General features: G+C 45.7%; 21 protein-coding genes, 1 riboswitch and 1 other annotated feature. Of the genes, 3 read left to right on the top strand and 18 right to left on the bottom strand.

The window, feature by feature from the left end:
• Nucleotides 1-6: 6 nt before the first annotated feature.
• From AC506A_RS04710 to AC506A_RS04660, 11 genes are all read right to left on the bottom strand, one after another.
• Nucleotides 7-1101: a GerAB/ArcD/ProY family transporter gene (locus AC506A_RS04710; protein ID WP_495459811.1), complete on the bottom strand. Its 1095-nt coding sequence runs from the start codon at nucleotides 1099-1101 to the stop codon at nucleotides 7-9.
• Nucleotides 1098-2252, bottom strand: coding sequence for a Ger(x)C family spore germination protein (locus AC506A_RS04705; protein WP_495459810.1), 1155 nt, complete (start codon nucleotides 2250-2252; stop codon nucleotides 1098-1100). The genes AC506A_RS04710 and AC506A_RS04705 overlap by 4 nt, the downstream gene beginning before the upstream one ends.
• Nucleotides 2252-3646, bottom strand: coding sequence for a spore germination protein (locus tag AC506A_RS04700; RefSeq protein ID WP_495459809.1), 1395 nt, complete (start codon nucleotides 3644-3646; stop codon nucleotides 2252-2254). Before AC506A_RS04700 ends, AC506A_RS04705 begins: the two co-directional genes overlap by 1 nt.
• A 93-nt stretch (nucleotides 3647-3739) precedes the next feature.
• A complete protein-coding gene (locus tag AC506A_RS04695; RefSeq protein ID WP_495459808.1) occupies nucleotides 3740-4231 on the bottom strand; it encodes a P-loop NTPase family protein in 492 nt (163 codons plus the stop codon).
• On the bottom strand, nucleotides 4228-5373 hold the full coding sequence (locus AC506A_RS04690; protein ID WP_495459807.1) for a phosphotransferase: 1146 nt from the start codon (nucleotides 5371-5373) through the stop codon (nucleotides 4228-4230). The genes AC506A_RS04695 and AC506A_RS04690 overlap by 4 nt, the downstream gene beginning before the upstream one ends.
• A gap of 38 nt (nucleotides 5374-5411) precedes the next feature.
• A complete protein-coding gene (locus AC506A_RS04685; protein WP_495459806.1) occupies nucleotides 5412-6401 on the bottom strand; it encodes a serine hydrolase domain-containing protein in 990 nt (329 codons plus the stop codon).
• A 4-nt stretch (nucleotides 6402-6405) separates the two neighbouring features.
• Nucleotides 6406-7254 (bottom strand): phosphotransferase family protein, encoded by an 849-nt coding sequence (locus AC506A_RS04680; RefSeq protein ID WP_495459805.1) that lies wholly within the window; start codon nucleotides 7252-7254, stop codon nucleotides 6406-6408.
• Between the two features lie 240 nt (nucleotides 7255-7494).
• The gene (locus AC506A_RS04675; protein WP_495459804.1) at nucleotides 7495-8370 is read right to left on the bottom strand and encodes a cation diffusion facilitator family transporter; all 876 of its coding nucleotides are present in this window, start codon (nucleotides 8368-8370) and stop codon (nucleotides 7495-7497) included.
• A gap of 195 nt (nucleotides 8371-8565) precedes the next feature.
• On the bottom strand, nucleotides 8566-9624 hold the full coding sequence (gene mnmH / locus AC506A_RS04670) for a tRNA 2-selenouridine(34) synthase MnmH (RefSeq protein WP_495459803.1): 1059 nt from the start codon (nucleotides 9622-9624) through the stop codon (nucleotides 8566-8568).
• Between the two features lie 14 nt (nucleotides 9625-9638).
• Nucleotides 9639-10688: a selenide, water dikinase SelD gene (gene selD / locus AC506A_RS04665; RefSeq protein WP_495459802.1), complete on the bottom strand. Its 1050-nt coding sequence runs from the start codon at nucleotides 10686-10688 to the stop codon at nucleotides 9639-9641.
• 153 nt (nucleotides 10689-10841) lie between these two features.
• The gene (locus tag AC506A_RS04660) at nucleotides 10842-11174 is read right to left on the bottom strand and encodes a cupin domain-containing protein (protein ID WP_495459801.1); all 333 of its coding nucleotides are present in this window, start codon (nucleotides 11172-11174) and stop codon (nucleotides 10842-10844) included.
• Nucleotides 11175-11310: 136 nt separating this feature from the next.
• Between AC506A_RS04660 and AC506A_RS04655 the strand changes: the two genes are divergently transcribed.
• Nucleotides 11311-12165 carry a LysR family transcriptional regulator gene (locus AC506A_RS04655; RefSeq protein ID WP_495459800.1) on the top strand — a complete coding sequence of 285 codons (855 nt, stop codon included), beginning with the start codon at nucleotides 11311-11313 and terminating at the stop codon, nucleotides 12163-12165.
• Between the two features lie 61 nt (nucleotides 12166-12226).
• Here AC506A_RS04655 and AC506A_RS04650 read toward each other — a convergent pair whose 3' ends face one another.
• The 5 genes from AC506A_RS04650 to AC506A_RS04630 form a co-directional block, all read right to left on the bottom strand.
• Nucleotides 12227-16234: an S-layer homology domain-containing protein gene (locus AC506A_RS04650; RefSeq protein WP_495459799.1), complete on the bottom strand. Its 4008-nt coding sequence runs from the start codon at nucleotides 16232-16234 to the stop codon at nucleotides 12227-12229.
• A gap of 191 nt (nucleotides 16235-16425) precedes the next feature.
• A riboswitch (cobalamin riboswitch) is annotated at nucleotides 16426-16622 on the bottom strand.
• A 51-nt stretch (nucleotides 16623-16673) separates the two neighbouring features.
• A complete protein-coding gene (locus AC506A_RS04645) occupies nucleotides 16674-17129 on the bottom strand; it encodes a GNAT family N-acetyltransferase (RefSeq protein WP_495459798.1) in 456 nt (151 codons plus the stop codon).
• Nucleotides 17130-17215: 86 nt separating this feature from the next.
• Nucleotides 17216-18202, bottom strand: coding sequence for an NAD(P)-dependent alcohol dehydrogenase (locus tag AC506A_RS04640; protein WP_495459797.1), 987 nt, complete (start codon nucleotides 18200-18202; stop codon nucleotides 17216-17218).
• Between the two features lie 24 nt (nucleotides 18203-18226).
• Entirely contained in the window at nucleotides 18227-18760 is a 534-nt protein-coding gene (locus tag AC506A_RS04635; RefSeq protein WP_495459796.1) for a GNAT family N-acetyltransferase, read from the bottom strand.
• Between the two features lie 250 nt (nucleotides 18761-19010).
• A complete protein-coding gene (locus AC506A_RS04630) occupies nucleotides 19011-19307 on the bottom strand; it encodes a hypothetical protein (RefSeq protein WP_495459795.1) in 297 nt (98 codons plus the stop codon).
• Between the two features lie 109 nt (nucleotides 19308-19416).
• Here AC506A_RS04630 and AC506A_RS04625 point away from each other — a divergent pair, with 109 nt between their 5' ends.
• Nucleotides 19417-20004: a hypothetical protein gene (locus AC506A_RS04625; RefSeq protein WP_495459794.1), complete on the top strand. Its 588-nt coding sequence runs from the start codon at nucleotides 19417-19419 to the stop codon at nucleotides 20002-20004.
• Nucleotides 20005-20155: 151 nt separating this feature from the next.
• Nucleotides 20156-22648: a hypothetical protein gene (locus AC506A_RS04620; protein WP_495459793.1), complete on the top strand. Its 2493-nt coding sequence runs from the start codon at nucleotides 20156-20158 to the stop codon at nucleotides 22646-22648.
• An 83-nt stretch (nucleotides 22649-22731) separates the two neighbouring features.
• Here the strand turns inward: AC506A_RS04620 and asd are convergent, their stop codons facing one another.
• Both asd and AC506A_RS04610 read right to left on the bottom strand, forming a co-directional pair.
• On the bottom strand, nucleotides 22732-23817 hold the full coding sequence (gene asd / locus AC506A_RS04615; protein WP_495459792.1) for an aspartate-semialdehyde dehydrogenase: 1086 nt from the start codon (nucleotides 23815-23817) through the stop codon (nucleotides 22732-22734).
• A gap of 134 nt (nucleotides 23818-23951) precedes the next feature.
• Nucleotides 23952-24214 (bottom strand) — a binding site (T-box leader).
• 73 nt (nucleotides 24215-24287) lie between these two features.
• The gene (locus tag AC506A_RS04610) at nucleotides 24288-25520 is read right to left on the bottom strand and encodes a DNA glycosylase AlkZ-like family protein (RefSeq protein ID WP_495459791.1); all 1233 of its coding nucleotides are present in this window, start codon (nucleotides 25518-25520) and stop codon (nucleotides 24288-24290) included.
• Between the last annotated feature and the right edge of the window lie 133 nt (nucleotides 25521-25653).

Raw genomic sequence — 25653 nt, 5'->3', positions numbered from 1 at the left:
CCGCGATTACGCGGCTTTTTTATTACCCTGACCTCTGATCAGGCTAACGAACAATAAAAGTAGCGGTAAACCTACGATAAATATCGGGAAAACATAGATAATCCAAACGTATCTCGCATAATCCAGTATCCCCACAATGTTTGCAGGCACAAGTGAGATCGAGAAAATGACAATGGCAGCAACCAGGATTACGTTCCGCCAGTTCTTAATGCCAAGCAATTGTGCGGTACCATAGCTATTAATGAATAAGTAAATGGCTAACTTTACGAAAACACTGAAGATCCAGATGAACATAATCCAAACATCCATATTTTGAACAAACTCCAGATAATTAATAAATCGAACCATACTGAAATACGGGAATATTAAGGTTGATCCGATATTGGGTCCGAAAGTCATAATGACCATAATTGCCGTAAGCACGGCAATTACGGATGGAACGCAAATTGCAAGCAATGTTGGCTTAACCATCTTTTGCGAGTTTGCGATAAAAGGAGTTAACATCATGATCATCATCGACTCCCCTAGAAATGACGCGTTCACAAAAGACCCCTTCACTATAGGCTGTATCCCAGTATCTGCGTAGATAGGTAAGATTAGCGATGGATGCAGATTCGTTAAGTTTAATCCGAAAGTAATGACGATGCCGACCAGAAGCAGCGGTCCGGCCATTTCACTAAAACGAGCGATCGCTTCGATGCTTCCAGCGTAATTGATATATACCATAGCTGCGACCATTAGCGCTGCGATAACCCAAATCGGCGTATTGTGAAATAGAAATTGCTTTATGAATAATGAAAAAATGCGCAATATATCGGACGAAACTGAAAACCACATGACAATATACAACACGCCTATTATCTTCCCGATCCACTTCCCAAACAGCTTTTGCGCAAACTCCACCAAAGTAAGCGAAGAATGCCTTTGCGAAACTCGAATACAAATGAGGGTCACGAATAATCCAATGACCCCCGCCACTACTAGCGATATCCAAGCGTCCTGTCTGGCAATCTCGATTGAAGGAGACACCGTGAGCCAGATACTCATTGAAATTTCTAATGTGGTGAACATCCAAAACAACTGCCAAGGAGAAATCTTCACTTTCTGTCTCCTATTCCCGGGATGCGTCTTCCTATTGCCCCCGTATTCTGAATTTTCAACTTCACAGTAACCGCTACCTCTATTGTCGGAAATAGTTGATCCCATCTGTTCTTGATTTCTTTCCACCGGTAAGGATGTTCTCTGTGAACCTCTTCTCCGAATCCAAACACGTCTTGTCCATATTGAAGCTGCACTTTCTTAATAGTTGCTTCTACTTGCTTGGCTTTCATTTCATTTAGCTTTCGTTCTAACGGAACACGTTCCGCGGTTACTGATATGTCGATATTCGTGTTGTTTTCAAGGACCCTTCCGGTTCCCTCCAGCTTTACGTAGACTTTAATTTTATTTCCTTCAAATTCGGTACGAACGGTTTTCTTTAAGTTAGATTCAAATAAAGATACAGTACCTTCTCCCGTTTCCTCCGAAATAAATTGATTTTTTAATACGCCTTTCACCCAGAACAATTCCAGTGATTCTCTGCCAGTCACCTTTCCTACCATCTGCAAGTGTCGATTAAAGATGGCAACGGATTTCACTTCGATTATTTTATTTTTCTCCAGCTCATTATTCGGTGATGTCTCCACCATCGGCATGGCAGGTCGGATGCCATCACGTCCTACATCGAGTAAGACATCCCGTAAAGCAGAGTCCCCTAAACGACAATACCGGTCTTGATCAACGGCTACGATCGCTGAAAACTGATTAAAGGGACTGTTGATTTTCAATACATCGCTTCCTTTTCCATGATCCACAACGAATATATCCGTGCGCATACGCGTGTCGGTATTGCGTGTAAACTGATCCATAATGTCGGTTATGCCTTTACGCGCAAGCTTCTCTCCAATGAAAATCGACCTGCGATGTCCAAGAAAAACCTTACGGGGCAGCTTGTCTTGAATTTGTTGTTCCAAATCTACGATAGAAGAACCAGTCGTTGTTAGAACAATATTTGCCCTATGATCACTGCCGGCAGCTCTCCCCTTGAAATCAGCGGGAACGGCAACCTGAGCACTTTTTTGTAGCTTCCCATCCTCTGATAAATCCAGAGCGGTTCCAATCCAAAAGGCATATTCGTTAATTTCATTTCTGTCCCAACATCCGGAGATCAGCAGGGTCACGATCAACCACATTATTAAACCTATTTTCCTCATTATTTTCGTTCAGCCGGTACGAATCGTTTATTCAATCGTATTAGCGTGTCCTTCCAAATATTTTTTCCGATTGGAGATACAGGTGTTAAGTATGGAACCCCGAATGACTTCAGGGTTACAAGATGAATCATGATGAATATGACGCCGATGGCGACACCATACAGACCAAGGAATCCCCCTACGATTAGAAGCGGAAACCTCAGCATTCGAAACGGCAAAGCCAAACTATAGCTTGGGAAAGCAAAGGAAGCAATACCGGTACCTGCTACGATCATTACAATAGGAGCCGATATAAATCCCGCTTGGACAGCCGCTTCTCCAATAACCAATGCCCCTACAATACTCACTGCTGAACCGATTGCTTTAGGTAACCGCAAACCGGCTTCCCGTAATCCTTCGAACATCAATTCCATTAACAAGGTTTCGATTACGGTTGGAAACGGAATTCCTTCTCTGGATGCCGAAATACTCAGCATCACGGCAAGCGGAATCATCTGGGGATGGAACGTCGTGAGCGCAACATATACGGAAGGAAGTAGACAAGACAATATGGCCAGCAAGATTCGTAACATTCTGACCGCCGACACATAGATGAAACGTTCATAATGGTCTTCCGCTGCCTGAAAACCTGACCAAAACGTCATCGGCAGCAGCAATGCGTTCGGAGAACCGTCCACGATAATGGCTACTCTGCCAGCCAATAAACTCGAGGATACAGTGTCCGGACGTTCCGTATTTTGGATTTGTGGGAATAGGGATAAGGACTTGTCTTCGATAAATTCCTCAATATATCCGGAGTCCAACAACTGATTCGTGTGAAAAGCTTGCAACCTGTTTCTGACCTCTTGAAGCAGCTCTGGTTTGACTTTCTCTTCAATATACGCAACGACAAAATCCGTATTGGTCAGCTCGCCTGCTTGATGCATTTCAAACTTTAATGTCGGGTGACTTATTTTTCTTCGAATCATGCTTAGATTTGTTTTGAGGTCTTCGGTAAATCCTTCACGCGGACCGCGAATGGAGGCTTCATTTGATGGTTCTTCGATTGCGCGTTGTTTGTATGCGGTCAGATCTGCCAAATAGGCAAAAGGTTTGCCGTCTATAAATATGGCCGTGCTCCCTTTTAAGATTTTTGCTACAATTTCCGAGAAATGAACAACAATTGTATATTGGGTCAGCCGATCAATATCACGGCTTATCATGCATGCCGAAATAATCTGTTCGAGTCTAGTTGAATCTGTCAGCTCTTCGATATAAACGAGTAGAATATGGGATTGATCCGTAAGCTTTAAAGGTCTAAATACGATATCCGCACAATGATCAAAAATATGGCGCAATGCATCCTGATTGATTTGAATACTTTCGTTCACATCGACTGGAAAGTTTGGCTCCATATGTCTTTTCCACCTCCTTCCAAAACCTCGGTTTTATCATGTGAGCATTTGTATTTCCTTATTCAAGAAAAAAAAAGAAGCCCTGCTCGTCAGTCAGAGCAGGACTTCTTCGTCATTATTATCATGTAGTCTGATCAGTTTAACTTGATACATCTTCAACTTGGTTTCGAATCGGCTTCTATTCCGTTCAAAATCCTGCGTCCATTTATACATCATTTTTAACATATGCAAGTCTGGTTTGTAATTGCATGTTTCAAAACCGAGATTTTGCTTAAGAAACCGGATAAATATTCGAATTCTACGCTTCCAAAGCGGTGTATCCAGAAATATAATCGTATCTGCCATTTCATATAAACATTGATACGATTCACGGTCCGTACCTTCGAATATCCACTTCCCTTCTAGATCAATTTCCATAATGACCTCAACTTGTTCAGCTGGTGTTCGTTTCACTCGTCCTTCTTGTGTTGTATGATGAACGATCGAATCCAGTTCATACCAAGGCAGCTTCATTTTACGGGATAATCGTTTGGCTAAAGTTGTTTTACCGCTAGCAACGATGCCAACGATGAGAATCTTGTTCATATTCTCACCTTATTCAAGCTGGAAGCTAATACCGTTGTTCTCAATCGTTCAGCTTCGATTGCTGCCTCCATCTGTAATTCAGCAATGTGCAGCAAACGCTGACTTTCTTCTGATTCTGCATCTTGAACTATTTTTCGAAGCAATTTGGGTACTTCCCAAACTGCTCGTAAAGCGAAGGATGCCAGATATCCGAAACGAGGAAGTGACTCGTCACCATTCCACCCCGATCGTTTCATCCCTTTGAGATATGCGGATAGTATCAGCTCTTTATAGGCTCGAAATTGATCCAGAGGTACATTCCCGCGACTTAAAGATAATCCTAAGAATCGACCCAGATCCTCTCCGACCCCCGATATACTGGCAAACTGCCAATCAATTACGGCGAGCTGCCTGTCTTGCGAATCCGCGGAATTTAACATGATATTAAGCTCATAGTAATCCTGGTGCGAAAATGTTCGTGGTAATTGCTCTAAATCTACCAGCCATGCATGGATTAATAATTCAAACTGATTGAAGCGATCGATAATAGCAATCACTCTCTGCTTGAAAAGGGTAAGATCCAAGTTTGGAGACGTTGGGTTCGTCGTATGATAGTTCTGACATTCATAAATCCACGAACGCATCCATTGACGATTTGCCCATGGTAATTCCGGCAATAGGCTGCCGACTACGTAGGCGGATTGAAACTCTCCAAGCTTCTCTGCAGCATAGGCATAATCACTCCTTTGCCAGAAACGAGATTCATGACTCATATCCTCCAGCCAAAGCCATACGTTTCCGTCGTCAATCTCGTCTATTGCATAACATTCCGGTGCCTTCATCCCCGCAGGTAAATGACGCAGATAACCTGACTTATAGGCCTCAATTTCGCGGCGCCAATAATTGTAATGAGCCGGATTATCTCGATTGGGGTCCGCAAGGACGACTTTGAGAATCAGCGTCCAAGAACGGCTTACTCCATCATCAGAGCTCGTACTTCCGGAAATCCGGTACACCCCGCCTGTCACAAAATTCGGCCTAGCCGATTTAATGGTTTCGCAGTGCCACTCTATGATGTATCCATTCTCGATTTGTTTGATATGGTTAGAGATTTCTCGAAGTCGATTTTCGTCGATTTTATCAAAAAAACTTTGTTCATTCATTCTGAACACCTCATATTAATTGCTTTCATTCCCCACAGCTATTGCGCTTTCAAACACTTCTGTACTAGATTTCCAAAACCTTGAATGTCTTCCAGATAATCATATCCGGGTGGGTTCGACTCCAATTGATTTAACATGCGAACGACCACAGCATTGTACTCGGGAATTACTAATACCGCATTACCGTAAAAACCGAGAGATTGGTAAGAGCCGTTCGGAAGATCATTCCCTAGTTCGGATAAGGAACGGGACTTGTCCTTTACCCACCAGAAGAAACCATTTCGCGGTAAAGATTCATCGAGACGGTGCGGAGTTGCAATTGTAACTACTTGATCAAATAATGCAGCTGGCAGGATTTGCTTTCCCTTATGGTTTCCTTTAGCCAGATGTATTTGACCCCAGAAGCCTAGTTCTCTTGTACTTACGAATAGATTCGTCTCTCCGCCTTGACTGCCTGCATAAGATTCATCAAGCCACACCAAATTCTCATTCTTTTCTAGTCTCCAGCCGGTTTCTTTGAATCCATATGGCTCAAAAACGCGTTCATTTAGTACCTCGGCAAGAGGCTGATTAAAGACCTTATGAACAATCTGAAGCAGCAAATTGACTCCCGCGTTGTTATATTTCCAGTCTGTTCCCGGTGGAAACAGTCTCTTCATTGGACCCTGTAAACCGTGAGTATGGGTTAACAGATGCCGGATAGTAGTTTGGCTGATTACGCTCTCATCCAGATCCTCTAGATATTCCGATACATAATCATTAATGCTCTTCATTTTCCCTTCGTACAAGGCCAGACTTATTGCGAATCCTAGGTAAGTTTTGCGAATGGACGCGACATTGAACTGTGATTGTTCATCGATCATTCGACTGTTCAGTGACTTATCATGATAACCCGTATAAAATTCGTTTATGATTTGGTCATTTTGTATAACTAGAACGGATGCTGCCGAGGCAGAAATAAGATGCCGAATATCCGAAACATATTGATTGAGCTCATCGAAAACTTTACATGAATTGAATACTTCCATTGCCCTACTCTCCCTTTAAGACAAGGCTCATTTTCTGCCGAATCATTGCAGCAAGAATGGCTATTTGTTCGTCCGGTATAGCACCAGAGGCGATAGAACGAGCGGCGACCGGAACGTACCATGCCTGAATTTCCTCTTCTGTCACTCCAGATAGCTTGCAATACTCGTCTAAGAAAATCCGATAGGCCATATGACGTGAAGACTGAAAGAACTGATCAACGTCAGCCGGTGTCTCTGGCGGTAAAACAGCATATTCGAACATGATACAAACTTCGGCAACATCTGCTGCCGGATTTCCTATCGAAGCATGCATCCAATCGATCATTATCGCCTTACCTTTACTAAATATCAGATTGCCAGGATTCGTATCACCTTGACATAACTGCCTTTTATCAGGCAATAGATCAATATAGGTGTGAAGCAAGTTAATTTCATCCTCCTGAAATATGGCTGGCCGGCCAATAATCGCTTTTAAATGTTCTTTCTGATCCGTTATGATGTCAAAGTCTTCTGCATGATGGATAACATTTAGTACTCTTGCAAACAAACGCAGTTCGCTGTCAGCATCGTCAAAGTCCATAGGCTGGAAGGAATACAACCCTGCAAATAATCGATTAATAAGCGTTTCCCCGACTACTTTTTCTAAAATGATTCCATAACGGTCCTCCCATATCACTAACTCGAATGGCTGAGGGACTGGTAACCCGCATTCCCACGCCGCAGTGCTCTTACGAAACTCAACGTTAACGTCTTCTAAGGAAGTGTTCGCATGAAACAGCTTGACCACTTTCCCTTCTCCGCCCCATTCATACACTTCACAACTCGAACCTAACGCAATATGAGCTCCTAGCATCGCTGATTCCTCCACGTTTTATTGATTGTCTGACAAAATAAAACCGCCCTCTGAGCAGGCGGCAAAGATTATTAGGAAATATGAGCGATTGCGTCAATATGAACCATAACGCCTCCAAAAACTTATTTCTTACTGTTAAACATTCTGCATCTTGGCTAGAATCACCTCTCTTTTGTACAAGAATCTTCCAATCGTACACATAAAGAAACCCGCAGCAACCGGCTGCGGGTTAAGTGTTACTCATTCAATCGGTTCATAGTGCACATGGACCTCATACACATCATTCGCCGAATTTTTCAGTTCCATCTCTACTCTCGTTGCAACATCATGAGCTTCTTGAAATTCCATATCCGCCTTAATCAATAAAGTCACGTCGACGACAGCATTGCTGCCATAATTTCTTGCTCGAATATCTCTTACGTCCTCAACTCCTTGCACATTCATGACAATCGCTTTAAACGAGAGGATCGTATCTTCGTTGAACCCATCTGAGAGATGATGAGAAGCCTCCCGGAAAATATCCCACGCTGTTTTGCAAATGATTAATCCTACGATGATGGCAGTAAGCGGGTCAAGCCAGGCTAGATGAAATTGCGATCCAATGATGCCCACGAATGTACCCAGACTTACAAAAGCATCCGAAAGATTATCTTTGGCTGCGGCCATAACAGCTTGACTGTTTACCTGCGCAGCCAGCTTCTTGTTATAACGATATACGCCATACATGACGATCGCCGAGAAGATGCCGACCCATGCCGCGAGCAGGTCCGGAGATTGTTCCGCGCCTTGAAAGATCGAGGTTACAGATTGATAAAGAACCTGCAAGCCAACAACCATCATAATAAATGAGGCAATCAATGAAGATATCGTTTCTGATTTCCAGTGTCCATACGGATGATCATCGTCAGCTGGTTTACGTGCAAGTCGAAGTCCAATAAGAACGGCAATGGAAGCCGCGATGTCTGTCGCATTGTTTAGACCGTCAGCCTGCAAAGCTTCAGATCCGGTAAAATAACCGATCGATAGCTTTAATGCAGATAAAATGAGGTACGCGATAATACTAAGGAGTGCACCGCGTTCACCAATCTTTAATTGTTCGTACTTTTGCTGTTCCATTGCGGCAAAAATTCCTTTCTTCATTGCTTTGTTGACTTATAGTAACAGCCAACTACGATGTGGGTCTAGAGAAACGTTTTGTCACTCGGCTCAAAAAGGTGGGACGAGTAAATAGAGTTGCACGCGCGAAAAATGTTCGTCCATAGGCAAAAAAAATAAATCCGCGAACATATGCGGATTTATTAACTGCATTAATTATTTAACTACTTCTGCGATCGAAGGCTGCAGTGAACGTATCAACTGCTCGACAGCTTCAACAGCCTCCTCAATAGATTGCGCTGTAATGACAGTCTTGTTCTCGGAGCTGTATGCTGATGCCGTGTGGGCATATCGCTGATCATAATAATAAACAAGCAGCAGCTCCACGGCTCGGTCAAACTTCTCTTCCTTTAAGCTCTGCTCGATCTCAGCTGCAACCGGAGTATGGATGCGCGATTTAATTTGAAGGAACGATTTCAAGCAAGCTTCTTGATGCTCCCAAGGGCGGTAATCCTCCAAAATATGCTGAACACGCGTTTCGAGTGGAACCTCCAGCCATATCTGATGCCCTTCCTCTTTCTTATGAAGCAGCTGATCCGGGATCACGACTTTACCTATTCGCTTACTCTCTGCCTCAATGAGCAGATAAGGTGCTTGCTGGATAGCCGCTAATTGATCGACTAGTGAAGCATCGAATTTCTTCTGATTATGCGCCTTAACCCCAATATTACCAAAAACCGAGCCGCGATGTCCGGCCAGCTCTTCGAAGTTCAAAACAGGATAGCCCCGTTCTTCTAAGCGACGAAGAATCGAAGTCTTTCCACTTCCTGTGTTTCCGTGCAGAACGTACGCAGGTGGTACGACTTCAAGCTCATCAATTGCTTTGACGACTCCTTGGCGAAAAGCGCGATAGCCGCCTTCCAACCGGCAGACATGAATATCCATGAGTGACAAGACAGTCGCGGTTGTTTTGCTGCGCATGCCCCCTCTCCAGCAGAAAACGGCCTTTTTGCCGGGAATCTGAGCGAATTGTTTGATGAAAGAGGGCAGCTTAGCGGAGAACAGCTCGAGTCCTCGTTCTTTAGCCGCTTGGATACTGACTTGCTTATAAATGGTGCCGATCTCTGCTCGCTCACGATCATCGAAGAATGGGATATTTAAGCTGCCCGGGATGGTAGCATCCTCAAATTCGGACGGCGACCTTACATCAATCGTTACAATTTTCTGCTGCTGACGCAGTGCGAGCAATTCTTGAAGCTTTAGGTCTTGAAACATATCGGCTTCCCCTTCTACTCTACAATTATATGTCCTGGTCTCTCATCCGTAATCTCACCGATCATACTCGCCTCAACCCCAGCCAGCAGTAATTGCTGTAATAGGGAATCCGCTTGCTCTCCTGCAACTGAAATAAGCAGCCCGCCTGATGTAACCGCGTCACATAGAATCCAGCGACCGACTTGATCGAGTTCATCCGGGAAAGAGACATCATGCTGAACATGTGCGTAGTTGTTCTTCGTGCCGCCGGGCACAAACCCATTGTCGGCCAGTTCTCGTACTCTCGGCAGCAATGGAACATCCTTGTGATTCAGCTTTACAGTCACATTGCTGCCTTTAGCCAACTCAAGAGCATGTCCGACTAAACCGAACCCTGTCACATCCGTACACGCATGAACCGGATAAGGCTCCATAATCTCCGCTGCTGTTTTGTTCAACGTGGACATCACCTTGGTCAGTCGTTTCGTCTCTTCTGTCGACAGCTGATCTTTCTTGATCGATGTTGTTAAGATGCCAACACCAATGGGTTTCGTTAGAATTAAACGATCTCCAGGCTTAGCCCCGGCATTCGTGCGCACTTTGTCCGGATGCACGAGACCTGTAACCGCAAGGCCGAATTTGGGCTCTTTATCATCAATGGAATGACCGCCGACAAGTGTTGCACCGGCTTCCTGCACTTTATCTGCTGCTCCACGCAAAATTTCGGAGAGGATACGCTTATCCAAGGTAGAGATTGGAAATGCGACAATATTTAATACCGTTAATGGTTTCCCGCCCATCGCATAGATATCACTGATTGCATTCGCTGCAGCAATTTGCCCGAAATCATAAGGATCATCCACGATCGGAGTGAAGAAATCGACTGTTTGCACCAGTGCCAACTCATTGCTTAAACGATATACACCAGCATCGTCACTTGTATCTAATCCAACCAGTAGATTGGGATTTGGCTCAGCCGCAGGAAGATTACGCAGCACCTCCGATAGATCGGCAGGACCTATTTTGCACCCGCAGCCTCCCTTACTGGATAGTGAAGTTAGTTTGATATTCTCGAAACTATTCATATTGTCGTCACGTTCCCTTCTTCGCATAACCTAAATCGTACTCGCCATAGTCAGAAATTGCAATATTGGTCCAATAAGAAGGAGCGATAGTGGACTCGCCACGCAAAAAAACCCGCATCAATTTGATGCGGACAGGCTGTCGATAACGCGCTGTCATTTTCCGTTGACATCATTATCCGCCTTCTCGAAACAGAGGTTAACAGTGCGACCATTGGATCGCGTACGATGCATGACGTTCCGAGGAATGGTATATACATCGCCTTTGCCAAGCACGACGGTTTGATCTTCGAAATCAATGATAAGTTCCCCGTCGATTACGATAAAGAGTTCATCGCTCTCATCATGTTTATGCCAATGAAATTCACCATCAATGACTGCGGCTCGCAGCACATGATCATTGACTTCGCTCAAAACAAAGTTTGTATATTCGCTCGTTCCACTGGTCGCCTCGATCAAATTCAACTTCTTCATCTGTCCAATATTCATGCATGGATCAACCTCTTCTTGGATAAAATGTGGGTCAAATCATGCCTTACTAGCAAAATGATACGCAAATTCTTATAATCTGTATAACGAATCTTTTGCATCAAATAATCGATAATTTGAATTCATGAGGTGTTAGATGGATATTTCACAGCTAGAGGCATTTATTGCTGTATATCAATCCCTGAATTTCACGAAGGCCGCCGAATTCTTACACATCTCTCAGTCGGCAGTAACAGCGAGAATCAAAGCATTAGAGATTACGATTGGGAAGACGTTGTTTTTGCGAGATAATCGGAATGTCAGCTTAACGCAAGCCGGAATGGCTTTCCTCCCTTATGCAGAGCGGATGCTGCGCTTATTCGAAGAAAGCAAGCTCACGGTGTCGGAGCAGTTCGAGAATTATATCGTGATTAGCGGCCCGGGCGCCGTGTGGCACTACCGCTACTTGGATCACATTATTGCTTTCAGACAACAACATCCGGATACGGCACTCAAAATTTTCAGTTACATCGATTCCAGCTACATGGTTCGAGATCTGCTGCTTGATGGGACGGTCCACATTGCAGTCCGATACGATGCGCCGGATCATCCGAAGGTTTCGAAACGTCTGCTTTTCGACGATGAAATCGTACTCGTGTCAGCGCGGAAGGATCTTCGAGTCAGCAGATCGGATTTCTTCACGCAGAAGTACTGCCATGTCGGCTTCACATTCCCGGAATGGTTCTCGGAGATGGTTGGGCCTGGCTACATTCCGACCATGCAAATCGATCATTCAGGCATCATAATGACACTGATTATGCGGGGAGAAGCATTCGGATTTCTGACGAAATCAGCGGCGCAGTCTTTTCTCGATGAGCAGAAGCTCTTTATAGTTGAGTGTGATTTCCCGATGCCGGAAATCCAAAAGCTTCAAGTCTACGCAAGCTTCCTTACCGAGAAGCAGGAACATCCCAGCGTGAAGCTTGGACTAGAACTGCTAGGTGTAAAATAATTCCAAACAAAACCAAAGGAAGAGCGAATGGAATCGCTCTTCCTTTGGTTGTTTGCATTTCCTATGTGTGATTGTGTTTGTGCTGATAAGCTCTCATAGCCACGACAATGGCCATCTCGCGAGTAACCGGATCAGCTGGATTAAAACGGTTATCCGATCCCTGTATGAGGTTCAAATTAGCAACAGTCTGCACATCGGATTTGGCCCAGCCGGAAACATGATCCATATCTTTGAGCGTCGCGTCTGATGTTGATTTTTGAAGCTTCAAAGCCCGCACTACAATGGATGCCATCTGCTCACGCGTTATCGTCTCATTCGGATTAAACCGGTCCTGATAGCCCGAAATAATCTCAGCTTTGAAGGCGGTGTTAATATAGACTGCAAACCATTTGTTCTGAGGTACATCTTTGAATTTGCTCGATGCAGCAGTCGACAGATTCAGCCCAATAACCTCGACCATTAGCTTGGCAAACTCAGCTCTCGTAATCTTCGCTTTCGGATTCAGCTTACCTGAGCTGCCTTGAACGAAGCCTTTGCTCGTTGCTTCACGAATCGCACTTGCAGCCCATGATGCAATCAGCTTCGCATCGGAATACGGAATAACTGAATCTGAGCGTGTAATTGTGTAAGTGACAAATGACGTAAAATGATTGGTCTTGATCACTAGATCATTGCCTACCATGAAGGCATAAGTGATTTTCTTACTATCTTTTGTAGCCTTGGCACCTTGATCCTCAGAATCATAAACCGTAATAGGCGTAAACGTACCATTTTCAATATATCCGGCTGCCTGACCTTTACCGTCCTTGATCGTAAAAGTAAGCGGCTTGTCGAATAGATAAGACCCATTCGAAGAACCCATGATGAAGGCATTACCGATGTCATCCAGCTTATCTCCGTTGATCAAATGACCTTGAATCAAAGCGTTGATTGTTGAATCAGAAGCATCCAACGAAGTAAACAACTCGATCGTTGAATCACCGGATACCAGCTTCGTTCCTTTATCAATGACGAGAGATAAGCTGCCTTTGTTTATAACGACTTTGGGCAGTTCGTTCTTAACCTTCTCTACGTTTAGGATTACTTTCGCTTTCACTGCGGGAATATTCAGTTTAACGCCAGTGTTTTGCTGCTGCGCCGTAAGTCCGAGTTCGAAATCCTTGTTCGTATCAATCGGTACATCGACGATCTCTGGACTGTCAACAGATGGACCTGTACCGCCTCCCGGAGGGTTCCAATCTTCCGGCTTCTGCCCCAAATCGATGCCTAAATTGAGTGTATATCGCCATGCTACGACGTCATTTGGCTTCAGGACGTAGAGTCCTGCGCTGTAATTCGGAAAGACGCCATTAACCGAGTACATCCACCCGCTCTCTTTACCACGGTCAAACTCACCTAGGCCATCAATCCCCTGCACATATAAAGTAGAGCCTGCTCCGATCGAGCGGATTTTGCCTGGCAGCGCGCGTTCTAATACGGTATAGGCGGTATCGCCTGTTTGCAAAGCAACTTGCGTGCTTCCTAAGATCGTTCCCTTCTGTGTATCACCGGTAACGGACAGGGTTGCATATTGTGTTGTAGGAGGCGGGTTTTCTCCATCTCCGCCATCCGGAGGAGTAGGCGATTGCACAACAATGGTCAGAGGCTGCGTGTGTCGTACAAGACTTGGCGCACTGTCCGCACGGTAACCGGTCACTTCAAGCGTATAGCGGCCTGCTGCATCTATGCCTTGATTAAACGCAGCTTCTCCGCTCGCATTCGTTGTGACGGTTCTGCCACCTATGGTTACTTGTACTCCAGCGGCAGCAGAAGTTCGCACTTCACTTTCGGTACCGTTCCAGAACGATCCCGTCTGCATGACCGCAACGTTGAAGGCTTTTCCTGCTTCCGGTGTTGCTGGCGACAACTTCACCGACTTCACAAGTGCCGTGTCAGCACCCGCATAATAGACCGCAACTTTGTCGCCCTTCTGCAAGGTGTAGCCATCCATCCCGACTGCCGGGAAACTCCAATTCCCATCACGGTAAACGTCGAACATCCAGCCGTTATTGCCGCTGGCAGCAATTCCATTAATGGAACTTACGTACTTGCCATACGAAGAGTCGGTAACTTCTACAGGTACTTGATTCTGCTGGAGAAGAGAGGTCAATGATTCCAATACGTTACCTTCATCAACCACACCTGCCGCAATTGGACCCGCAGGTCCTTCAACCAATAAGCTTGTGGGCTTCACGATTTGATAGAGCTGCCCCTTGCCGCCGACAAACATCTCATAAGCCGCTAGGGCTTGCAGCGCTTGTTCAGTCGCCATGGCATCTGTAGCAGCATTCGGATCCACAACATGCAAGAATCCGCCATCAGGCTGCATAAACGTGAACAACTTATCCAAGAGCGTAATCCCATTCTTCGTGAATGGCGCACTTGTCGGATCAATGCCATTAGTAGTAAGGGCAATAATCGCCTGCGAGACGCTCTCACTTGAATCAACGATGGTGCCAAAATAGTCGGATGGATAGCCGCCGCTATTCGCATCCTGATTACTGGACAACCATTGGACCGCTTTCTGCCCGGCAGTCTGCACATCGGTTCGATCCATGTAAGGCGCCAGCGCCGTTAATGACATTGCGGTCATATCGGGATCGCTGTCACCTGTATCTAAAGCAAAGCCTCCGTCCTCATGCTGCCTGGTTAATATGGCGGCAATGAGCTTCTCCCGATTCCATATCGCTTCATCCGGCGTTTTGTAAGCTCCCGAATCTAGAGCAATTAACGCGAAGTCCAGCCCGTTTAAGCCTTGTGCTTCCATAACTTCGCTGTTATAGATATTCTCTACGAAATTGATACCTGCGTAATCCGTTGCATCTTCATAGAGTGAGGATAAGGCGATCGTGATTCGCTCATAATCGGTCACATACGCATATTCCGGATATTGATTCATAAAAGATATGGTTTCCGGCAACTTCGTAGTCAAATAGCTGTCTGGAACTTTGCGGCCTTCACGGGCTAGAGCTACAACCTGCCATTCGGAGATACCCATCCAATTGCCGTCTCCAAGCAGCCAGTCACTTGCCCATCCATACGGCACGCGGGCACCGAAATCGTAAAGTTTCCCACCGTCTTTCTTAAACTTCTCGAAGGCCACAAGCGCTTGCAGCGCCTGCTCCGTCGCCATGCCGTTCGATTGACCCGTCGGCGTATGCGAGAATGTCCCGTCCGCCTTCCTGAATGACAACAAACGGTCGATGAGATGGATACCATTCTTGGTAAAACGAGCCTCCGTCGGATCTATACCCAGTGACGTGAGTGCAATAATGGTTTGCGAGACGCTTTCGCTATTATCCACGCCGTAGGATTTGTAGCCTCCGTTATCAAGTTGGCTGCTTGATAACCACGTGACAGAAGCGGCAATGACCGTCTGAACCGCCGCTTGATCGACATAAGGAGCCAACGCCGTGAGCGTCATACCCGTCATATCCGGATCACTGGTTGCGCCACCGAAGCTGAATCCGCCGTCCGACTTCTGCTTCTTCAGCACTTCCGCGACTAGCTTCTCTCTCGTCCACACAGCTTGATCTGGGATGGAATAATCGCCGCTGTCCAATGCGATAAGTGCAAATATCAATCCGTTCAATGCTGGAGTAGTCGGATAATTGTAGATACGCTCAACCAAATTATAACCCGCGAACTTCGTCGCATCCTGGTGAGCTGCGGTTAATCCAATCACCGTTCTCTCATAGTCCGTTATGGATGATAATGCACCTTTACCGGCAACAAGTTTCTTATAAAGTGCGGATACATAGTTGCTTGGAACAGTTTCGCCTGCCGCCGCAAGACCAGCTGCCTGCCAGTCTCCTAAACTGGATGCGCCAAGCACAGATTGAACGGTGCCATCGATCGCCGCCTCTACCTGCTCAAGCAGCGGGTCGGGAGTCACTTCCACATCTTCCGCATAAACGGTAAATGAAGGACCAATTACAGAAATAAACAATACTGCCGCAAGCATGAAAGCCAGCCAGCGCTTACCTTTCAACTTACTTGAATAATGAACTACATGAGATCGCATATCCATCCTCTTCTCCACTTCATTACTAGATTCTGCACACGGTATGCATAGCTTCGCCAATCAACAAAAAAAGCCGCCCCAAAACAGGGCGGCTCAAACAGATACTGAAATCACGCATAGCAATATAAGCAATAAAGCTCCATTACGAGATTATGCGCGTTCATGATCATTTCCAATTCCCACCCCCCGAAGAATTAAGAAACATTCGCGTAAAGGCAGGTCTCCTGGCTCATGAATCATCGCTTCTCCAGCCTTCCCGGTTCGATAAGAACCAGTGGCACCGTGTGGAGTCACTCCTCAATTACAGTGGCGGGACCGCGCCGGCTTTTAACCGGACTTCCCTTTTAAGCAAGTTTGTTAGGCAACAAACTGCACCTTTTACGGATCGTATGTATTCAATTTTCTTGTCCATCATAACGGCAATCGATAACCTTGTCTATGAAATTTATAATGTTTTCGTCATAAAAACACTGTACGGGTCTAAAATATAATCCGCGAATGGCTCACACTCTTCGAAGCCCAGACTGGCATATAGCTTCATGGCAGGCTTGAACGATTCCATCGATCCCGTCTCCAAGCTTAGCCGAGTATACCCTCGTTTCTTGGCTTCTTCGATCATATGTTCAAGAAGTCGCTTCGCAACCCCTTTTCTTAAATGCTGCATCGAGGTTCGCATCGATTTGATTTCTCCGTGTCCCGCATCCAATTCCTTGATGGCTCCGCAACCTAGTAATTCATCCTCTTCCCAAGCGCTCCAGAACGTAATATCAGGTTGTTTTAGCCCATCAAGATTAAGTGCATGCATGCTTTCCTCAGGAGATTGCTCGGCCATACTTTGAACATGTTCCTTTATTAGCGCAATGATTTGGGCTCCGGTTAGATCATCGATTCTGATTTCCATGTATCTACACTCCACTGTCTGTAGGATTTAATCAACCCATTATACTAGCCCTGCCAAGTGAAGTCGATATGCATTCTACTACAAGGCTACTTCTTACTACCGCTCACCTGGATAATCAATTTTCCCTTTGCGTTGCCTTCTCCGAGTTGCCTCAGTGCATCGGCAGTTTGGCTTAAGGGGTATATCCGATCAATTACAGGTTTGATTGTGCCAGACTTGTAGAGCTGCCTGATGAAATCTTGATCATCTCTGCTTGGTTTGTGCAATAAGAGTCTCATCGTCTTACTTCCGGTTCGTTTAACCCAGGCACCGAGAAACAGAAGCTGGATGATTCGAGCCGTTGAACCGCCAATCATGACATAAGTGCCTGTAGGCGATAAGGCTCGTTTGTAGTCAAACATGGAGCGAAAGCCTGCCACATCCAGAATCAGATCATAACATTGACCATTATGCGTAATATCCTCTTTCGTATAATCAATAACATGGTTCGCGCCTAGCGATCGTAAGAGATCCAATTTACTGCCATGGTCTACAGCCGTAACCTCAGCTCCGCATGACTTGGCAATCTGAAGCGCAAATGTCCCCACACCTCCACCAGCACCGTTAATGAGTATCTTGTGCCCTTTCTGCAGCTCGCCTTTTATTCGAAGACCTTGTAAAGCAAGAACAGCTGCTTGCGGTATGGCTGCAGCTTCCTCGAATGTCATGCCTCTGGGCTTAAGCGATAACGCAGACTCTCTGGCACATACATATTCTGCAAAACCGCCCCAGCTGCACCCCGAAATATCGCCGAACACCTCATCACCTGCACGCAGTTGCTTCACATCTTTGCCAACTGCTTCAACTCGACCTGCAATGTCCGCTCCGAGAATACGGAATCGAGGTCCACGAAGCCCACCTAGGCGGACCAGATACGGAACTCCTCTAAGCAGATCCCAATCCCACGAATTAACGGACGCCGCATGTACCTGAATAAGTACTTCATTGTCCTTAGGAGTAGGCTTTGGCACCTCCTGTAGGGATAGAACTTCTGTTTTTCCGTAGGATGTGTACACGATTGCTTTCATCATCATCAGGAGCACCTCGATCCGTGGATTCTATCGATCATACGCAAATTCATCTTCTAGAATCGAGTATTGATAAGAGTCATGCCACTTCCCTTTATGCCGCATATGTTCCCTCAAATGTCCTTCGAATTTCATTCCGATTCGCTGCATCACGGTAGCAGAACCTACGTTATCCGGGCGACACGTTGCATACATGCGATGAAGTCCATGTTCACGAAAACCGAACTGCAGTAAGGCTGCAGCCGCTTCAGTCGCATAGCCTTTACCCCAGAATGCGTGATTGAAGCAATAACCCAGTTCAGCTTGTAATGCGTTTCCAATGTGAATGCCACATCCGCCGATCAACTCCCCGTTTTCTTTAAGAACAACGGCAAATTCAAAATCCAAGCGCGGCTGTTGTTTCTGCGTTTCAATGACGCTATCGAGATAGTTCTGCGTATCTTCGATTGTGTTTGGCCCCCAGATGGTATGCGTACAAACCAATGGATCTGATGCATATGCATGAACAGCTTCCAGGTCGGAAGCAATAAATTCTCTTATCATTAACCGCTTTGTTTCCATCATGCCATGAGGCCTCCTATTTTGGGTGAAATATCCATCGATCAATTCGCAACAATCGGTATACATAATTATAGTTATGTAAACCATTTCTATCGAGTAGTGTTTGATGTATAAATATACACCCCTTGTCTCAGCAATTAGCTAGAACTACCTGCTGGACACTTACAAGTCACTCCTCTATCTATTACCTAATTTGATCATAGCAAATAAGGGGGTAGTCGGGTATACCAACTATCCCCTATTTCACATCACGTTAATCCTGTTTGACTTTCTTCCGTCTACGGAAAGAAACGCCGCCAAAACCACAGATGACTGCGATATAGAAGCCTGCGTCGTACCACCAGCCTGAATTAAGAGCTTCATAAACTCTAATATGGGGTTTAAAGATGCCAATAATGAGCGAAATCGGTGCGATCCATCCGTGCCAGATTCCCCAGAAGAAACCTGCAGGATGAGCCACATTATTCGTCCCGTCTCCAGGCACACATCCCGTTAATGAAAGAACTGTTACGAACATCATCCCTGTTAGGAGTACATATCTTGCTTTCATGTCCCTTCCACCTTCCTCAATCACGTGATCCATCGTTGAATATTCCTGTTATATCGTGGATTTTTATGCATATTTATGATCGTATGTAAATCCACAGCATCAGTACCCGATGGGAGTGTCGATCATTCTGAAATGGCTGATTCTTTCTCTACTTGCAGTTGTTATGCTAGTTGGTTGTGACACGAATGCAAACCAAACTGCTATGGTCACAGAGGAACCACAGAAGACCCTTGCTAAGAACATGACCGCACACCAGAAAGATATTTTCCAAGAAATTCTTGCACGGGTACTGCGCAATCGCAACAATCTGACACCTGAAACGCATCGACAATTCTGGGAACTGGTGGACGAGGTTGGAGCAACGGAGGAAGAATTGGCAACGATGAAGGACTTGCTGGCAGGCCCTATAGTCATTTATATGAAGTATTTCTTCGAGGATGCCTTGATTTCGTTAGAGCAAGGTAAACCGTACAAATCGGATGAACGGGAACACTATGAACAACATCTGAAATCGCTTGAAGCGATGAACGATTATCGAATTGAGGAAAACAATGCACTCATGGAACAAATCGCCTATAAACAGCCGATCCAACAAGGAAGTCAGTCAGCGGTGATGGACGAGGCGATGATTCAACAAGCATTAATCAATGTGAATCTTGCAATGGACACGATTAATCAACTGTTTACAAGGCCATAACATAGTGCGTCTCCAAGGAGAGTCCATCTGACTCTCCTTCTTTCATGAATGTGATCGAACCGCCACTGGATGATCGTTTATATAAGCAACTTTTCCCAACTAATTACGTCTAATTATTGAGATTATTTGGGTAGCATTGAGGAGTGGCTATATGAAACCACAAAGTCGTATGCTCATTATTATCACCTTCACCGCGCTTACCTTACTTACCATCCTATTCTTCTATATTCACGGGCTGAAAGATGAGAATACGCCCACGACTCAGAGCATTCCTACTGATAGGACCGAAACCGCAATCCCCTCTCCAACAACTGCTGCTTCTGCTGCAACTCAATCACCGCCTTCTGCAAACCCGGTCTGGAAGCCTCATGAAGGCGAATTTATAGCGGACTCGAAGGACGCGCATATACTCTATAAGAAAGAACAAGCCATGATTTATGTGCAAGATCTTCATCTCTACTACTCGTCAGACGGCACAACTCAGCAGACTTTATATGAATGGAAAGCTCCCCTCCCCTTAGAAGCATGGCTGAATGGAGATTACCTGCTCATAGGGGCTCAACTTACGGAGAACAGCGCTCTAGATGGGATGTCCAATGCAACCGGAGCTTGGATCGCCATACGAATAGAGCCGGCACCTGTCGTTATCGACGAAACAAGTCTCTTCTTTGGCCCGCATGAAGTATTGTCGGTCCGACTTACCGAGGAACCGAGACTTTTTCTCCTTAAAGTTCGCAATGGATCCGGGTTCTCAGAGGAGGTTTTTGATCCGTCACACGATGGCTGGGAGACAATCGATAGAGGAAGAACGGATACCACAGCAACTGAATCTTCACCCCATACTCCGAATTCGCTCGTACTAACAAACAGTCGCGTTTTTCTATTGCCGGAAGGACCAACGGTATACACGTTCCTTGATGAAGGAAGCAGCATCGTCTATTTCAAAGACCCTCACTACCTCGTGAGACGATATGTCGGATATGAGCTGCTGCAAGTTAAACGGATACCATTCTTGGAGGATTCTCCGCAGCTAATCGGATTATTTCGAAATGAAACCGGCGAGGAATTCATGTCATTCCTTAACTATGAGCTCAGCCCTCTTCCGGTGGAACCTAGGCTGTGGCAGGAAGATTGGCAAGCCTTCAACTTCCGTACCTTCACCCATGTTGCGCCAGACAAACTGGAGATTCTTCAGTATAAAGATGAAGTACCAACCGATTCCGAATCCGGAGCTGGATCAGTGTCAGAAATCACTGCCAAATACCCGCCTACATTCACGCAGTTCCCTACCCAAGGGCTCACGTGGATCGCTTCCCGCGGATCCCAAGTTGATTATGAAGACAATGGTAAGATCATCTCACTATCATGGCCTGACCTCATTCATACCGAGGAAGCAGAGTTAGCTTCGCTCGTGTCCGCTCCACTCCAGAATTTCACCATCAAGAACGAGAATCGCAAACCCTTCACAACGTTTAGTCAGCGAATTCTTGAATGGAGCTTCGAGGAAGACAACACAAATGCCGCAATACCACAGGAACTTCATGAAGCAATCGATAAGGTTTATCGAGAAGAAGACTACAGTTATGCCAAAACATTTCGTAAGATTGGCTCCAGTTGGTTCGTTCTGATTGATCGTCATTTCTTTGCATATAAAGCCGGAGAACTTTCAGAAATCGGAGAGCTGCCTGTAACGGTGACCGTTAAGATTGGGGAAGCGGCAGGCGGTGTGGGTGTCAGAGATTTCTTGCGATGGCAGGACAGTTGGATCGTTACGGATACGGAAGCTTCACGGGTGTTAAAGCTGAATGACAGGCTTGAGATAACGTCTGTGATCTATATTCCCACCCCCTATAAGCTGACGATCAAAGGAAAACAACTGCAGATCGCCTCCACTTCACTCACTTGGATCGTTGATCAAGATTTAAACCGGATCAACGTGAAATCACAGGTTTATCAGTCAACTGCAAAGCTGAGCAAAGTCGACTACCCCAATTTCTACCAGCAAGAGTGGTACTCCGATAAAATCAGCGGGATTACTTGGTACTACCTCTTCGGTTCCTTATACCAGGTTCAAGAAAAGAAGCAGCAATACCGCTCATTCTATTTGAGCGATAACCAGAACATGCATGCACATGTGCGGATCATTCCCTATCATGATGAGGTCATGGTGCTTCTCGATCGTCGTCTGGAACGTTTCGACCGGCAGGGAAAACGACTCGGCACCATTCATTTTCCGCGCTCCAAGCCTGATGGAATATATGATCTCACGACTCAAGGCGAGAATTCTTATATCCTTGATAGTAAGTCTAATGTCCTTTACCTCGTACAAGGGTACCGGGTCTTGAAGATTGATTTGAAACGCAATGCCGTAAGTACGCTCTTCAGACAAAATTACGCCGATATCGGAGAGCTCATGATGGTTGAAGGGAATCTGTATTTTATTCTTCACTCTAACCAAAGTGACCGCTATTCGCATAATCAGGACAATCAGGACGGGAACAAATTGTTTGTAACGGAAGTTGTACAGATCGATCTCCTTACACAGGCTGTAAAGCGATCCATAACGGATGGCTATTATGATGCCATGATTATCGATGTCGATGCCAATAATCAACCAACGTTCGTGTTGCGAAGCTACAACTGATTATAACCACAGCCCCGCGTACACAAACCAAAAAAAGCAAGCACTTTAGCGTGCTTGCTTTTTTTCACATCTGCGTATGCTGTTTATTTCGCTTGAATATATCCTTCTGCTTTCAGCAATTCGGCGATCAGAACCGCACCGCCGGCCGCGCCGCGAAGTGTATTATGCGACAAACCTACAAATTTATAGTCGTAGAGGGAATCCTCGCGCAATCTGCCTACGGAAACGCCCATACCGTTCTCGATATCACGGTCAAGCTTCGTTTGCGGTCTGTTCTCTTCTTCGAAATACGTGATGAACTGCTTTGGCGCACTTGGCAGGCCAAGCTCTTGCGGACGTCCTTGATATTCTCTCCAGCGCGCAAGAATCTCTTCTTTCGCCGGTTTAGTCTCAAACGATGCGAATACAGTAGCCAGATGTCCATCCGTTACCGGAACGCGGATACATTGTGTTGTAATGTGCGGCGCACTCGCTTTCACGATTTCACCATTCTCCACGCTTCCCCAGATACGAAGCGGCTCTTGCTCGCTCTTCTCTTCTTCTCCGCCAATATATGGAATTACATTATCTAACATATCCGGCCAATCTGTGAAGTTCTTGCCTGCACCAGAGATCGCTTGATAAGTCGAAGCCACTACCTGAGTAGGCTTGAAATCGAGCAAAGCGTGTAGCGCCGGCACATAGCTTTGGATCGAACAGTTTGGCTTAACCGCAATAAAGCCGGTCGAAGTGCCCAGACGTTTTCTTTGAGCCGCAATGACTTCAAGATGGCTTGGGTTAATTTCCGGGATGACCATAGGAACGTCAGGCGTCCAGCGATGTGCCGAGTTATTGGAAACAACAGGCGTACCTGTTTTGGCATACGCTTCTTCCAGCGCTTTAATTTCATCTTTCTTCATATCCACGGCACAGAATACAAAATCAACTTGGGCCGAGACTTCTTCTACTTTGGAAGCATCCTGAACGACGATTTGTTTCACTGCTTCAGGAATAGAGCCCGACAGCTTCCATCTGCCTTGCACCGCTTCTTCATATGTTTTGCCAGCTGAACTGCTGCTTGCAGCAATCGCTGTTACTTCAAACCATGGATGCTGATCCAGCAGCTGCACGAAACGCTGACCGACCATGCCTGTTCCTCCGACAATACCAACTCTTAGTTTGTTCGCCATTAGCAATTCAATCCCTTTCAGAATGGTTTCTCATAATCCGGTAAAGTATGATTTGGTGTACCTTATGCATGCAAACGAGCGGTGTTTCCTCAGCATCAATAAAAAAAAATCCCACCTCCAAGACTTTAATAAGTCTTGGAGACGAGATTGATCCGCTCGTGGTACCACTCCAAATTCGCTAACATGTCGCCATACTAGCCTCTTCGAGTACGACATGAACATGTCATGTTTATACTCTAGCTCTGTAACAGGAGCTCCTGTCACACCATCCCCTGCAGTAGGTTGCCGATGTGCTGCTCGGAGTCTTTTTTCAATAATGAACCCTTTACTCCTTTGCAGCTGCCGGAGCTCTCTGTGAAAGGTTTCATTTATTTACTCGTCTCTTCATCGCATTTTAACATTTCGTTTATAGTATCAAATAACCGTTGCAAGGTAAACTATATTTTCAAAAATAATTCAAAAAAATTCAACTATTCAAAAGAACGCCTGGCTATGGTTACAGTTGTTGCTCCATGAGTCGCAGCAAAAGAGTCAAGCGCGCGATACACGTGATCCCGAAGCTTCTTCGTGAAGTCGATCCCAGGTTCAATATGAAGGTACTCCACCGTCAAGTGCCCCTGTTTCTTATCCAATCGCGGGTCCATGCGGCCAATTAAACGATCTCCGGCTAAGATTGGCATGGCATAGTATCCATAAGTGCGTTTAACGGCAGGCGTATAGATCTCCCAACGATACTCAAACTCGAATAGATCGGTCAATCGTTTACGGCTCCACAATAAATTGTCGAGAGGCGGCAGGAAATGTACAGCGAGATCCGCTTCGTCGTAAAGAGGCAGACTGCGAGCTTCAACTTCGTGTGCCAGAAGTCGCTCCATATCCGCAGTTAAGATGTAATATGGCTTGTCCAGACCAGCTGCTTCGACCGGCGTAACAGTCCCTTCTCTCACGTGGGCATCGATCGTTTCTCTTCTTTGGTTTGCACGTAGGTTCTGCCAGCCCAAACGAGGATCGCTTGAATCAAATACACGATAGGCCCGGAAATACTTCAACATCATCGCTTCAAGCGCACTCCGCTCATCCATATTCTCGGCTTGCTGGATAAGCTGAACAGGAACACTCTGACTGGTAGTATGAAACCGCCGCTGGTTCCCTTCTCTGCCAACAATCCGAATTTGAGCAGCGTCAGTCAATAAATTCAGTGCATGTGAGGTAGCTTTCGTCGTCGTGTTAACATTATCCCAGTAGCCTTGAACCCGTTCAGTGGATTCGAATGATTTTGCAGACAGCGGCCCTTCCTGTTCCAATCTTTGCAGTACCTGTTCAATGACAGAGGAAATTTGATCTATACGAGGCTGAATGTTCTCTCGTAATCGCTGCCTTGTAGGTTCAAAGATGGGATAATCGCTCATCGGAATGATACAGGCCGCATTCGCCATATATTCGAATACCTCATTACTGCTAAGCAGTTCATTCATTAGATGAGGCTCATAACCGGGAATTCTGGCAGCCAGAGCCAGATGTTGATTCGGGCGAACGGCGGCTACAGGGTCGATCTGAACACATTCTAACTGCTTGATAACGTCAAGCACACGCTGATGCATCGATTCATTAGCGTTTATGGATGGCTGAGGCGTTTGAAGTAAAAGCTGCTTTTCCAACAATAACCGCCTAAGCGCTCGTTTCGTTGTTTGGCATGGTTTCATCCTGTTCCCTCCTTACAACATTCCTATAAACAAAAGAATACCACATGACATCGTCATGTGATAAGTTGATATCTCTTTATATAAAAAATAAGCTTCTATTGCAGCGATTCCTGATTACTAAACAGCAAATAGT

The organism is Paenibacillus sp. N22P23 (assembly GCF_059383735.1).
This window is presented reverse-complemented; position numbering and strand designations above follow the sequence as displayed.

Bases quoted from the DNA above. Each gene is read 5' to 3' on its own strand.
- AC506A_RS04645 (WP_495459798.1), bottom strand. From the start codon at position 17,129: ATGGAAATCAGAATCGATGATCTAACCGGAGCCCAAATCATTGCGCTA.
- AC506A_RS04635 (WP_495459796.1), bottom strand. From the start codon at position 18,760: ATGATGGAAACAAAGCGGTTAATGATAAGAGAATTTATTGCTTCCGAC.
- mnmH (WP_495459803.1), bottom strand. From the start codon at position 9,624: ATGTTTCAAGACCTAAAGCTTCAAGAATTGCTCGCACTGCGTCAGCAG.
- selD (WP_495459802.1), bottom strand. From the start codon at position 10,688: ATGAATAGTTTCGAGAATATCAAACTAACTTCACTATCCAGTAAGGGA.
- AC506A_RS04700 (WP_495459809.1), bottom strand. From the start codon at position 3,646: ATGGAGCCAAACTTTCCAGTCGATGTGAACGAAAGTATTCAAATCAAT.
- AC506A_RS04695 (WP_495459808.1), bottom strand. From the start codon at position 4,231: ATGAACAAGATTCTCATCGTTGGCATCGTTGCTAGCGGTAAAACAACT.
- asd (WP_495459792.1), bottom strand. From the start codon at position 23,817: ATGGCGAACAAACTAAGAGTTGGTATTGTCGGAGGAACAGGCATGGTC.
- AC506A_RS04690 (WP_495459807.1), bottom strand. From the start codon at position 5,373: ATGAATGAACAAAGTTTTTTTGATAAAATCGACGAAAATCGACTTCGA.
- AC506A_RS04630 (WP_495459795.1), bottom strand. From the start codon at position 19,307: ATGAAAGCAAGATATGTACTCCTAACAGGGATGATGTTCGTAACAGTT.
- AC506A_RS04675 (WP_495459804.1), bottom strand. From the start codon at position 8,370: ATGGAACAGCAAAAGTACGAACAATTAAAGATTGGTGAACGCGGTGCA.
- AC506A_RS04660 (WP_495459801.1), bottom strand. From the start codon at position 11,174: ATGAATATTGGACAGATGAAGAAGTTGAATTTGATCGAGGCGACCAGT.
- AC506A_RS04640 (WP_495459797.1), bottom strand. From the start codon at position 18,202: ATGATGATGAAAGCAATCGTGTACACATCCTACGGAAAAACAGAAGTT.
- AC506A_RS04610 (WP_495459791.1), bottom strand. From the start codon at position 25,520: ATGAAACCATGCCAAACAACGAAACGAGCGCTTAGGCGGTTATTGTTG.
- AC506A_RS04680 (WP_495459805.1), bottom strand. From the start codon at position 7,254: ATGCTAGGAGCTCATATTGCGTTAGGTTCGAGTTGTGAAGTGTATGAA.
- AC506A_RS04620 (WP_495459793.1), top strand. From the start codon at position 20,156: ATGAAACCACAAAGTCGTATGCTCATTATTATCACCTTCACCGCGCTT.
- AC506A_RS04685 (WP_495459806.1), bottom strand. From the start codon at position 6,401: ATGGAAGTATTCAATTCATGTAAAGTTTTCGATGAGCTCAATCAATAT.
- AC506A_RS04625 (WP_495459794.1), top strand. From the start codon at position 19,417: ATGGGAGTGTCGATCATTCTGAAATGGCTGATTCTTTCTCTACTTGCA.
- AC506A_RS04650 (WP_495459799.1), bottom strand. From the start codon at position 16,234: ATGGATATGCGATCTCATGTAGTTCATTATTCAAGTAAGTTGAAAGGT.
- AC506A_RS04705 (WP_495459810.1), bottom strand. From the start codon at position 2,252: ATGAGGAAAATAGGTTTAATAATGTGGTTGATCGTGACCCTGCTGATC.
- AC506A_RS04655 (WP_495459800.1), top strand. From the start codon at position 11,311: ATGGATATTTCACAGCTAGAGGCATTTATTGCTGTATATCAATCCCTG.